Annotated in this window: 10 protein-coding genes; 4 read left to right on the forward strand and 6 right to left on the reverse strand. The window is 58.0% G+C overall.

The window, feature by feature from the left end; translation table 11 throughout:
• Positions 1 to 8 precede the first annotated feature (8 nt).
• The gene (locus KT71_RS02765) at positions 9 to 539 is read left to right on the forward strand and encodes a DsrE family protein (protein ID WP_008293004.1); all 531 of its coding nucleotides are present in this window, start codon (positions 9 to 11) and stop codon (positions 537 to 539) included.
• 55 nt (positions 540 to 594) lie between these two features.
• A complete protein-coding gene (locus tag KT71_RS02770; protein ID WP_008293003.1) occupies positions 595 to 1,470 on the forward strand; it encodes an alpha/beta fold hydrolase in 876 nt (291 codons plus the stop codon).
• Here KT71_RS02770 and KT71_RS02775 read toward each other — a convergent pair.
• Entirely contained in the window at positions 1,467 to 3,008 is a 1,542-nt protein-coding gene (locus tag KT71_RS02775) for a GumC family protein (protein ID WP_008293002.1), read from the reverse strand. The two genes, KT71_RS02770 and KT71_RS02775, sit on opposite strands and share 4 nt — an antisense overlap.
• A gap of 142 nt (positions 3,009 to 3,150) precedes the next feature.
• Between KT71_RS02775 and KT71_RS02780 the strand changes: the two genes are divergently transcribed.
• A complete protein-coding gene (locus KT71_RS02780; protein WP_008293001.1) occupies positions 3,151 to 5,451 on the forward strand; it encodes a fatty acid cis/trans isomerase in 2,301 nt (766 codons plus the stop codon).
• A 24-nt stretch (positions 5,452 to 5,475) separates the two neighbouring features.
• On the opposite strand, the gene KT71_RS02785 is transcribed toward KT71_RS02780, so the two are convergent.
• From KT71_RS02785 to KT71_RS02805, 5 genes are all read right to left on the reverse strand, one after another.
• Positions 5,476 to 5,664, reverse strand: coding sequence for a hypothetical protein (locus tag KT71_RS02785; protein ID WP_008293000.1), 189 nt, complete (start codon positions 5,662 to 5,664; stop codon positions 5,476 to 5,478).
• Between the two features lie 125 nt (positions 5,665 to 5,789).
• On the reverse strand, positions 5,790 to 6,113 hold the full coding sequence (locus KT71_RS02790) for a hypothetical protein (RefSeq protein WP_023659866.1): 324 nt from the start codon (positions 6,111 to 6,113) through the stop codon (positions 5,790 to 5,792).
• Positions 6,114 to 6,350: 237 nt separating this feature from the next.
• Positions 6,351 to 8,612 (reverse strand): catalase/peroxidase HPI, encoded by a 2,262-nt coding sequence (gene katG, locus KT71_RS02795; protein WP_008292998.1) that lies wholly within the window; start codon positions 8,610 to 8,612, stop codon positions 6,351 to 6,353.
• Between the two features lie 135 nt (positions 8,613 to 8,747).
• Complete coding sequence (locus KT71_RS02800; protein WP_008292996.1) at positions 8,748 to 9,389, reverse strand: hypothetical protein; 642 nt, start codon at positions 9,387 to 9,389, stop codon at positions 8,748 to 8,750.
• A gap of 27 nt (positions 9,390 to 9,416) precedes the next feature.
• Entirely contained in the window at positions 9,417 to 11,042 is a 1,626-nt protein-coding gene (locus tag KT71_RS02805; protein WP_008292995.1) for a serine hydrolase, read from the reverse strand.
• A gap of 175 nt (positions 11,043 to 11,217) precedes the next feature.
• Here KT71_RS02805 and KT71_RS02810 point away from each other — a divergent pair, with 175 nt between their 5' ends.
• The gene (locus KT71_RS02810) at positions 11,218 to 12,396 is read left to right on the forward strand and encodes a phosphoglycerate dehydrogenase (protein ID WP_008292994.1); all 1,179 of its coding nucleotides are present in this window, start codon (positions 11,218 to 11,220) and stop codon (positions 12,394 to 12,396) included.

The following is a 12,396-nucleotide window of genomic DNA, read 5'->3' on the forward strand; positions in this document are numbered from 1 at the left end:
AAATCAGTATGATGATAATGCGATGGTTTACGGTAATTTCTGCGGCTTTGCTTCTCCCTCAGGGTGTCCTGGCGGGGCCTGAAGACTTCCATTCCGACGGCCTGATCAAGGGCTATGGCCGGTTTGCCGATGTGCCCACGGCAAAACCTCTACCCGCCGATACGCGCTTTAAATTCGCCATTGATGTGGTGGATGGTGGGGTCACGGGCGAGGTGAACAACCGCTTTAAAATTGCTGCCGGCTTTATCAATCTTCAGCATGCCAACGGTATCCCCCCGGAGAACGTCGACATCGCGTTGGTGGTGCACGGCACGGCACACAGAGACCTGCTGAATGACGACGCTTACGGCGGCAAGAACCCCAATGCTGAGCTTTTGAGTATTCTCCAGGGCTACAACGTGAAGGTGCTGTACTGCGGTCAGAACGCAGTGGCCCGGGATATTTCCCCTGACGACCTGCTACCGGGTGTGGAGATGACGCATTCGGCGACCACGACGCACGTGCTGCTGCAGCAGCAGGGCTATGCGCTTCGCCCTTAGTCCACCGCTGGTAAGGAAAGCTTAAGCCGATGATGGCAAGGAAGGAGAACGGTGAATGACAACGGCGGATGAGTGGCTGGCGCGGGGCACGACGACCAAACTGCTGGGACACAACATTTTCTTTGTCGATGAAGCCGCCCGTGAGGAGTCCCGCGGCACCATTCTCCTTATTCACGGCTTTCCCACCTCGAGTTGGGATTGGTGGAAGATCTGGCCCGCCCTGAATCAGCACTATCGCCTGGTCGCCATGGACCTCCTGGGATTTGGTTTCAGCGCCAAGCCCTCACCGCACGATTACCGGATTATGGAACAGGCAGATCTTTGCGAGGCCCTGGCGGACCAGCTCGGTCTTAGGCAGTTTCATGTCCTGGCTCACGATTACGGAGACACCGTTGCCCAGGAAATGCTCGCACGGCAGAACGAGGAGCTGGGTGTGGGCCAGTGGCTGTCCTGCATGTTCCTCAACGGAGGCCTGTTCCCGGAAACGCACCACGCGGTGCTGGCCCAGAAACTCCTGAAAAGCCCCCTGGGTTTTATTTTCCGTCATGCCCTCACGAAGAAAAGCCTCAGCAAATCCTTTGATCATATCTTTGGCGAAACCAAGGCGAGCCAGGAAGAGATCGATACTTTCTTTGAGCTTTTTGATCGGGACGGTGGCCGGCGCAACGTGCATCGCCTGATCCATTACATGAGTGATCGCATCGAACATCGCGGGCGATGGGTGGGTGCCCTCGCTGCTGCAATGTGCCCCATCGGCCTGATTAACGGCAATCTGGATCCCGTATCGGGGAGCCACATGGTGAAGCGATTTGAAGAGTTGATCGGCAATGATCATTTTATTCACCATTTGCCGACGGTGGGTCACTATCCCCAGGTAGAGGCGCCCGATGACGTACTGGGCGCTTACGAAAACTTTCTGGCGACGCTCTAGCCCCGGGTGTCTTTGCTATCGCTGTTGTTTTCGCGGCTTTCTTCGCGGCTTTCTCCGGGACTTTCTCCAGGAGTTTCTTCGGGATTTTCTTTTTCCTCAAGCTCTTCGTGACCCTCGCTCTCTCCGGAATGCTCCAGTCGCGCCGTAGCCTCTTCTTGCAGGCGGGCTTGCTCGCCGGATAGTTGCTCCAGGGCCTGGGTGCCATCGTTCGGATACATGTGCACGCCGGACAAGGTGACGTAGGCGGGGGTGGCGCTGCGGGGGTGCAGGTAGCTGTACAGCCAGACGCTGAAGATTCCCAGGCCCAGGGCCGCCAGTACCGTGCCACCCAGAAGCAGAAGATAGGGAGGGCCGATCCGGGAAGCTTCGGGTGAGGGCCAGTCGATGACTGACACCTGCGGATATTTATCGACCTGGCGCACTTCGATTTGCACCTGCCGTGCCTGGGTTTCACGATTGAGTTCCTCCAGGCGCGCCAGGTCCTCAACCAATGCCTGGTGCGTGGCATAAATGGTGTTGAAGTCTGCGACCGCCTGTCGGTGCTCCTCCAGACGGTTCTTGAGATTAGCCACGGACTCCTGTGCCGCTGCATAGTCTCGCTGCGCGTTGTTCAGCTCTGCCTGAGTGCCCTCGGCGTAGGCGCTGGCCAGCTCGCTTTGAAGTTTTTCGACCTGGTCGGGTATTTCGCGCAGCCGGGGATCCTTGCGGATGTAGTCCTCGGTGTAACGGGCGCGCAGTTCGCCGAGTCGCGATTGAAGTTCCGCCAACTGTTGGGCCATGGCGGCCACGTCACTGCGATCGCCCGGGGGGACCACTTGCTCTCCCGCGGCCAGGGATGCCCGCAGGGTGTCCAGATAGGATTTGCTGCGAACTTCTTCTTCTACCGCGTTGTTCAGGGCGCTGTTCAGTCCATCGAGCTGCGCAAGGACAGCGTTTTCCTCGCGTTCCATGGAGATGATCTCATTCTCCGCGCGGTAGGCCTCCAGGGCCTCGCGGGCAGCGATGAGCTTGCTCCCCAGGCCATCCAATTCACTTTGCACTTCTGTAAGGGTCTGGGCTTTGCGACTTTCTATGTCCCTGGCGCGGACGCTGGTGTAGACCTCGATCCAGGTCTCCACCAGCGGTGGCAGGATCTCGGGCTCTGGTCCCTGGGCGCGTAGCTCCAGGAGGTTGGTCTCGGGTACGGCAATCACGTCTAAAATGCGACGGAGCTCCAGAGGGCTTCGCTCTGCGGAAAAATCCTCTGCCAGTCGATCTGAGAGGTCACGGGTGATTTCGCTGCCGGTGAGTGTGCGCCGCTGAATGGCGACACCCTGGATGTCTGCATCCAGCATTTGCTGATCAATCGCCGTGGGTGCGCTCATGAGCACCGTGGCACTGCTCTGATAGACCGCCGGTTGAAAGGCGGTGTAGAGCAGCCCTACAACAAGCACGGTTACCGAGCTCAGTAAGAAGATGCGTCTGCGGGCGCGACCATGGGAACCATCGTCGCCCTGCGGCTCCAGTCGTGGTGGTGACGGGTTAGCGCTGAATGCCATTAAGAGAGACCATTTACCATAGCGAAGCACAGTGTAGAGCAAGCATTCCCCTGTGCGAATAGCGTGATAGCTTTATACTTAGACTTCACCTGCTCGACGCCGCGCGAGATCCCTACCCATTGCTCGGATATTAAATTTTCCTATGAACATGGTTTTTCTTTTCTTCCGTCGTAGCGTTGCCCGTGGCTCTCGTCTGAGCCTGTTGCTGGCAATCTTTTTTGTTCAGGGAGCGCAGGTACATTCGGAAACACCAACGGCGGAGGATTACCCCGCACCGATAAAGTCCGTGATTGAGCAGCGCTGCATGGTCTGTCACGGTTGCTACGATGCGCCGTGCCAGCTCAAGATGGATGCCTGGATCGGGCTGCAGCGGGGCGCCAGTAAGGACAAGGTGTACAACGGCACCCGATTACTACCGGCCAATCTCACGCGTCTTTATGAGGATGCTCTTAGCATCGAGGAATGGCGGGAGAAGGATTTTTATCCGGTGCTGGATGATTCCGATCCTCACCAGGGCGTGATGTACCAGATGCTCAAGCTGAAACAGGAAAACCCATCGCCAAGCTCAGGAAAACTCCCGGACAGTTTTGATTTTAGTTTGGACCGTGATCAAAGCTGCCCGAAAGCGGAAGAGTTTGCCGAGTACCGCGAGGAGCGGCCGCTGCAGGGGATGCCCTACGGATTTCCCGGTCTGGACGCCGACAGGCAGGCCCTCCTGACGGAGTGGCTGGAGGCCGGTGCCCCCGGCACTCCGCTGCCTCCGCGCCCCGATGATGAGTTACGCGCCATCGATGCCTGGGAGACATTCCTCAACGCCCCCGACAATAAATCACGATTGATGAGTCGCTATATCTTCGAGCACCTGTTTATCGGTGATTTGTATTTTGAAGATCTCGGCGCCGACTCGGCCTGGTACAAGCTTGTTCGCTCGCGGACAGCACCGGGGCAGCCCATCGATTTGATCGCAACGCGACGGCCCTACGATAAGCCGGGCACGGACAGCTTCTACTACCGTCTCCAACCGCGCTATATCAGTCGACTGGCAAAGCGCCACATGCCCTATGCGCTCAGCGAAGCGCGTATGGAGCGCTGGAAAGCACTCTTTCTGGAGCCCGACTACGAGGTGACATCGCTGCCGGGCTATAAAGGCAAGCACGCTGCCAATCCCTTTATCAATTTTCAGCAGTTGCCCGTGGAAGCGCGTTACCGTTTTATGCTCGAGGAAGCGCATTTTACGATCATGGCCTACATCAAGGGCCCCGTCTGTCGCGGCCAGGTGGCCCTCAATGTCATCGACGATCATTTCTGGGTTGCCTTTGTCCGCCCCAACGCTGCTGACCCGGAGCAGAGGGCCGACTTTTTGGCGGCCGAGGCGCAGGAGATGCGTCTTCCCCAGGCGAAAGGTAGTTTGGCCATCACGGCCTTGCAGTGGCGGGGCTATGCCAAATCCCAGCAGAAGTTCTTGAAGGCGCAGGCAAAAGCGATAGCAAAGGTTGTGGATCAGCAGAGTCTTCAGCTGGATATGGACCTGATCTGGGATGGCGGTCCCGAAGAAAACGACAATGCGGCGTTGACCGTGTTCCGGCATTTTGACAGTGCCACGGTGGTTAAAGGCTTTGTGGGTCAGCAGCCCCAGACAATGTGGGTGATCGACTACTCCCTTCTGGAGCGCATTCATTATCTCCTCGTGGCAGGTTTTGATGTTTACGGTGCCGTTGGCCATCAACTCGAAAGCCGCCTTTACATGGACTTTTTGCGCATGGAGGGGGAACAGGCTTTTCTGTTGTTCCTCCCCGAGGGCGAGAGGGAAGCTGTGCGCAACCACTGGTACCGCGGTGCGACGGACGACGTCAAAAAATACATCATCTCCCCGAAGCTCCAGAAATTTGAGCGGCCCTCGGCCATCGAGTTTCAGACCGATGATCCCAAGTCCGAGCTCATGGCCATGTTTAAAGCACGTATTCCCGCGGGACGCAGAGACCGCTACGCGGTGAATCAAAAAGCGCTGGAGGCCCTTATGCAGGGGCAGGGTAGGGCTTTTAGCTTCATGCCCGAGGTATCGTTTCTCCGGATACTCAGTGCCCGCGGTGATGACGCTGTTTACAGCCTCATCGCCAACAGGGCTCACAGCAACAACGCCCAGCTTTTTGCCGAGGAGGATCGTCGCCTGCCTGAGGAAGATACCCTCACGGTGACCGAGGGCTTTGTGGGCGCCTATCCCAACATGTTTTTTCAGATTAACGAGTCCCAGTTACCGAAGTTCAGCGAGGCCCTTCGATCCCTCGCAAGCCTGGAGGATTACACCGCCCTGGTGGATGCGTTCGGGGTGCGACGCACGGCGCCGTGGTTCTGGAAGCTCAGCGACGACCTCACCGCGCAGTACAAAAGCAGCCATCCCCTGGAGGCCGGCCTGTTTGATCTCAACCGCTATCAGAATCGCTAGTCGGTATCTGGCCAGGGGACACCCTCAGACCTGAATGCCTCCGCAGGGCGGTATGACGGTAACAGGGTCGATGTACCACTGGGCGATTACAAAGCCTGCCATGATCCCCAGCAGTAGCACCGCCAGCGTATAGGCGTGATGGACTCTCTGCTTGCGTTTCAGGCGCGCAATCAGGGCGTCCAGCTCAGCGTGTTTTTCTTCCTGAGTTTCCATGGGACTAGTTTAGCGGGAGTTGGATGCTTTTGGCTGTGCCACTCTCCGCGGCTGTTTGATTGCGGGTAGATTGGCGGGTAGATCGGCGGGTGTCCGCTGTCAGGCGCCCTCAAGCCATTAAAGGGCTACCTCATTAATCGCAGCTTAGCCAACAGGACGATCACCGTCGGCCAAAAAACGGTGTTGAGCAAATCATGGGCGCTGGCGCCCCAGCGCAGATAGCCAAAGGATCGGGAGTCGTCATGGAGGTCAAGGGCTTCCATGACCGTGGCGACGGCAATCACAGGTATCAGGCTCAACCAGGAAATCCGGCCTCGCTGCCAGACAATGATGGTAATCAGAAATACCGCCATGCCCACGTAGATATGCACGGCGTCTTTTGACAGGTCCACAGCGTTCAGGATGTGGATCTTCATTAACTGATAGGAGCTGGTCTCTACGCGAGGCACTGTCTGTGTCTGCCTGATGTGCCTTCGCGCGACACGGGAAGGAGGGTCAGCATTGCCGCTCTCTAAGCTGTTGTCGACAGGCAATGTAAGCAGAAAATTTCTGCCAGGCAAAGCGTCGGCGTTCAGTGGGGGAGGAGCAAATAGTTTTTGGCAAAAAAAAGCGCCTTCCCGAGGGAAGACGCTTTAACTTGCGAAGGGTAGGCAGGGACCGTCAGAGATCCCTCACATTGCCAGCTTTCAGTTAGCAGCGACCATGCTGTCGCCACCCTTGAGGTCAAAGCGGTCAAGTTTCATGACTTTGCTCCAGGCGTCCACAAAGTCGTGGACAAAGACCTCTTCAGCACCTTCATAGGCGTAGACTTCAGCGATTGCGCGAAGCTCGGAATTGGAGCCAAACACCAGATCCACTTCCGTTGCTGACCAGCGCATCTCACCCGTGACACGATCCCGGCCTTCGTAGACGTAGGGATTGTCCTTGGTCGGACGCCACACGTTGCGCATATCCAACAGGTTGGTGAAGAAGTCGTTATCAAGCGCCTCGGTCTCGTCCGTAAGCACACCGTGCTCCGCCCCGTCGGCATTGGCGTCCAGAGTACGCAGGCCACCGATGAGAACCGTCATCTCCGCCACGGACAGGTCCAGCTGATCCGCTTTGTCCAGCAGAGCCTCGGCAGGCTTGCGGTAGGCCGCTTCGCTGTAGTAGTTCCGGAAACCATCAGCCTTGGGCTCGAGAACGGCAAAGCTGTTCACGTCCGTCTGCTTTTGCGTCGCATCCGTGCGACCGGGCGTGAAGGGCACCTCGACGTCATAGCCGGCGGTTTCCGCCGCCCGCTCTATCGCAGCGGCACCTGCCAGCACGATGAGGTCCGCCAGAGATACCTGCTTGTCGCCGCGCTGAGACTTGTTGAAGTCCTTCTGGATACGCTCCAGACGCTTGAGCACGCGGGCCAGTTCCTTAGGATCGTTGGCTTCCCAGTCCTTCTGGGGCGCAAGACGAATCCGCGCACCGTTGGCACCGCCACGCATGTCGCTGTCGCGATAGGTGGATGCCGACGCCCATGCGGTGCGCACAAGCTCTGCGGTGGTGAACTCCGACGACAGGATTTTCGCCTTGAGCTCCGCCACATCACCGGCGTCAATGAGATCGTGATCCACCGCAGGTACGGGATCCATCCACATCATCACTTCGTCAGGCACTTCGGAGCCGACGTAGCGCGCCCGGGGACCCATATCGCGGTGAGTCAGCTTGAACCAGGCCTTGGCAAACGCCAGCTCGAACTCCTCAGGATTTTTGAGGAAGCGCTGGGTGATCTTGCGGTAAGCAGGATCTTCCTTGAGTGCCAGATCGGTGGTGAACATGATGGGTTGATGACGCTTGCCTTCAATATGTGCGTCGGGAACGGTGTTAGCACCACCGTTGTCCTTGGGTACCCACTGAGTCGCGCCGGCAGGGCTCTTGGTCATCTCCCAGTCGTAGGAGTAGAGATTGCTGAGGTACATCATGGACCACTGGGTCGGCGCCGCCGTCCACGCACCTTCCAGTCCGCTGGTAATGGTGTCTTCTGCGTTGCCTTTACCACAGCTGTTATCCCAGCCCATGCCCTGGTTTTCCACGCCTTCGCCAGCCGGCTCCGGAGCAAGACAGCCTTCGGGGCTCTTCGCACCGTGAGCCTTACCAAAGGTGTGTCCGCCTGCGATGAGCGCAACGGTCTCTTCGTCATTCATCGCCATGCGACCAAAGGTCTCGCGAATATCGTGAGCCGCAAGCTTGGGATCCGGCTTGCCGTTGGGTCCTTCGGGGTTTACGTAGATCAGACCCATTTGCACCGCTGCCAGGGGCTTCTGAAGCTCCCGCTCGCCGGAATAACGCTCATCGGCCAGCATCACGGACTCGGGTCCCCAGTAAACCAGATCGGGCTCCCAGTCATCCTCGCGACCACCGGCAAAACCGAAGGTTTTAAAGCCCATGTTCTCCAGGGCAACGTTGCCCGTGAGAACCATCAGGTCTGCCCAGGAGAGGGCGTGGCCGTACTTTTGCTTTACGGGCCAGAGGAGTCGGCGAGCCTTGTCGAGGTTGGTGTTGTCGGGCCAACTGTTGAGGGGTTCGAAGCGCTGCTGTCCGCCACCGGCGCCGCCACGGCCATCCATGGTGCGATAGGTGCCGGCGCTGTGCCAGGCCATACGGATGAAGAATGGGCCGTAGTTGCCGTAGTCTGCGGGCCACCAGTCCTGGGACGTTGTCATGATGGCTTCGATGTCAGCTTTGACTGCTGCGAGATCAAGCTTCGCAAACGCAGCGGCGTAATCGAAGTTGGGTCCCATGGGGTTCGCGGTATTTTCGTTCTGATGCAAGGGGCGCAGATTCAGCGCCTGAGGCCACCAGTCCTGCACGGATTTAGGTTCGCCGCCATGGACGTAGTCAGCGCTTGCGGGCACCGTGGCGGTCAGCGTTGCTGCCATTGCCACACAAAGAGACAGTTTGTTCTTGAGCATATTCATAGGATCCTCGTCGTCTGTCTTGTTAGATAAAATCAGGCCTTATGCCCGACATGCCTACAGACTAGAAGATGCCTATTGAACAGTAAAATGAATTAAAAATTAAAATGCGATCTAAAAATACGATTAGCCTGTGCCTTACAGCGTCGCTGTCATCGATTTTTCCGGATCCGGCCGTTCTACGGTGACGCTTTGGACCCGGAGAATTTCGCAGGCACCGGGGCCCGTATCGCCTCTTGTGAGGCTGCTGGGTATGACACGCTTGTCGGCAAAGTGTAGGTCCACCAGTTCTCCCTCAAAACGCACGATGGCACCCTCGGGTATCTTCGATATCTCATGCAATATGCCGTCATTCGCGGGAATTATGTGCACGTTAGCCGACGATATGTTCACGGTGTTAATGTCTATCCGGGCATCATAGAGATGCCAGAACATGAATCGGTCGCCCTGGCCGACTTTGATGGGACGCAGAACGGCCTCATCGGATAGGGGCCCCCAACCCAGGGCAAAATCCCAGGGGGCAACTGCCGCGAGGTCATCCCAGCGGTAACGGCGCTTGCTCAACACCTTCGCGGTGATGTCGTAGCCCGCCCTTGGGGCGATCAGAAAATCTCTCAATGGGAAGGGCGCCGCATCAATGGCCCACTGGCGGGGCGGTTCGGGCGCCTGCACCCCGTCTTCCAGGATCACCCTGTCGCTGCAGGCAGAGACAGTGGTCACCAGTAGCAGGGTAAGCGCACAGCATCCTACGGCCAGCAGTTTCTCGCTGCGGTGCACCATTGCTCCTCTTCCTCGCTAACTGCCGGCTCAGGGCATTGCTTGGGTGCTGGTGGTGATGTCGCGATAAATCAGCCACTGGCCCTCGGCGTTTTGCTTCCATACGACGAGATAGTCGCCGGCGTCGCTGATCGGGGTGTCTGTATCGATACCCAGATTTACTTCATAGCGGCCGATCTCCATGACGAAGTCTTTGGAGCGAGTGACTTCTTCCGTGATCAGCCGCAAGGTGCTCTTCCCCAGAGAGAACTCAGCCTCAAACGACGCCCTGAGGTTTTTCAGGCCTTCGACACGCTCCCGGTGCGAGCTCATAAAAACAACGTCGTCCGTGTGGAGAGCGAGCAATTCGGGGAGGTCCTGCGCCTGAAAGGCGGCCTCGTATTCATTGTTTCTGTTCTGGATAAGCGTTTTTAGAGCTTTCGGCTCTGGGCGCGAGTCAAACACGCCGGAGACGGCAAGCTGTCTGGCGACCGAGAGCATATCGGTTTGTCGGGCGCTAAAGTCCAGTCCCGTGCCGTACCAGGCGATGACCAGGTCGCGGGCTGGATCGACGTAGAGTCCCTGACCGAGGTAACCACCTTTGTACAGGCCGCCGTCATCCCAAACCTGGTCCCACTGCCAGCCCGCGCGCCGCGGCAGGTCATCGCCGTGGTCACGTCTCAGCCATTCCAGCTGTTCTTCACTTCTGGCTATCCCGCCACCGGCCTTCAGATCGGCAATCATGGTGTCTGCGATATCCGGAAAATCTTTACCGTCAGTGAATACCAGACCAAAGCGGGCAAGATCCCGAAGTCGGGCCATGAGTCCCCCCGATGCGTAGGCATAGCCCTCATCGCTGACGGCCATGAGGGCGTCGGACTCCGCGCCGATGCGGCTCCAGATTCTCTCCTCTACGGCGTCAGCGTAGCTCTGCCCCGTGGTGCGCTCGATGACCAGCATCAATACATTGGTGTTCGCGGATACGTACTCGTTGCGTTCTCCCGGAGGACGCAGCCGCCCCATGCTTTTTACCAATGCCGTAAAGGACTCGTCGCGACCCGTGGGCGCTGTAATACCGAGGGCCTCCTCCATGCGGTACACACAGGTGGCGGTGTTCTGGTAGCCGTCGCTGTCCCGGCAATCGATGCCCGATGCCATGTTGGCAATATCGTAAACCGAGGTGCCGGCCCAGGCGGTGGACGCAAGCTCGGGCAGGTAGCGCTCGATGGGCGCGTCCATCGCTACCTTGCCCTCGGCCACCAGGGTGGCCAGCGCCGCTGAGGTGAGCACCTTGGTAACGGACCAGGCAAAATGCCGGTCCCGGGGTGTCATCCTCGGGTAGGCCTCGAAGGCGACTTTGCCGCCGTGAAGAACGATGACGCTGTCGAGGAGCTCATCATTCTTCGCATAATCGGCAAAACTGCGCTCGTCCCCATCGACCACCACGGTGACTGCTTCGAGTTCGGGCGTGTTTGTCCTCTCCAGTTCGCGGTGCGTCTCACCGCGGGCAATCGTGGTGGTGTGGAGATATGACTCCGCGTGGCGATGGAACTGCAAACTCACGGCCCCGCCTTCATCGAAGTTTTTGGCCGTGACGCCGGTAAAGCGCGCGTGAGGTTCCTCCGCGGCCAGAACGGATAGCGGCGCAAGGAGCAGGACGGTGCTTAATGACAGCATGGCTCCAAATGCCTTGGACGCTCTACAAAGCATCGTTCGCGATTTTCCCCGGTCAGTCCGTTGAGCTTTGCACATAGCGAGTCTCCAGCGATGAAGTCGGTATCTTATGCCGTCTGGAGGTCCCGAGGCTATTCGACCTACAATCCCTGACTTCTTAAGTTGGCATCGAACCCGTATGTACAGAATCCGCACCTATAACAGCATCTCCGTAAAAGGTCTGAACCGCTTTCCTCGGGAAGACTACGAAGTAGCGGGGGAGCTGCCCCATCCCGATGCCTTTCTGATTCGCAGTCAGAAGCTTCACGACATGGAGTTTCCCGATACCCTCAAAGCCGTGGGTCGCGCGGGTGCGGGTGTGAACAACGTTCCCCTGGATCGTTGCAGCGAAGAGGGGATCGTCGTTTTCAATGCCCCGGGTGCGAACGCTAATGCCGTGAAGGAACTGGTACTGGCGGGCATGCTCCTGGGTTCCCGGGATATCTACGAGGGCATGAAGTTTGTCGAGTCCCTGGAACCGCAAGACGGCCTGGATCCTCTCCTGGAAAAAGAAAAGAAGCGTTTTGCGGGCACGGAGCTCATCGGCAAGACCCTCGGCGTCGTGGGCCTGGGGAATATCGGTTCCCTGGTCGCCAATATGGGTCTTGCCCTGGGGATGAAGGTCATCGGCTATGACCCGGCAATCAGCGTGGAGGCCGCCTGGCGTCTCTCCAGTGATGTGGAAAAAATGGACAACCTCAGCAGCCTGTTCAGCCGTGCCGATTACATCAGTCTGCACCTGCCGGTGCTGGATGCCACACGGGCTCTGGTGAGCGACGGTCTCCTGGCCAACGTGAACCCCGGTCTGGTGCTGCTCAATTTTGCCCGGGGCGAAATCGTCGACAACGCTGCGGTAATGCGCGCCTTGCAGGAAGACCGCCTGCATCGCTATGTGTCGGACTTTCCCGCGAACGACACCCTCCGTCATCCGGGGATGCTGCAGATGCCGCACATTGGCGCAAGCACCGGGGAGGCCGAAGAAAACTGCGCCATCATGGTCGCTGATCAGCTCATGGATTTTCTGGAACACGGCAATATCAGCAATTCCGTCAACTTCCCTAATATCTCTTTGCCCCGGGCAACGCCCGTGAGGGTCACCATTACAAATCGCAACGTACCCAAGGTGCTGAATCAGATCACGGCGATTATCGCGGACCATGACATCAATATTGTGGATATGCTCAATAAGAGCCGCGCGGAAATCGCGTACAACATCATCGATCTGGAAGCCTGTCCCAGCGAAGACTCCCTGGAAGCCCTGCGATCCATTGAGGAAGTGATCAATGTTCGTGTGATAGGGTCCTGCAACCACTCCTGA

Origin of the sequence: Congregibacter litoralis KT71 (genome assembly GCF_000153125.2) — a bacterium.
GTDB lineage: Bacteria > Pseudomonadota > Gammaproteobacteria > Pseudomonadales > Halieaceae > Congregibacter > Congregibacter litoralis.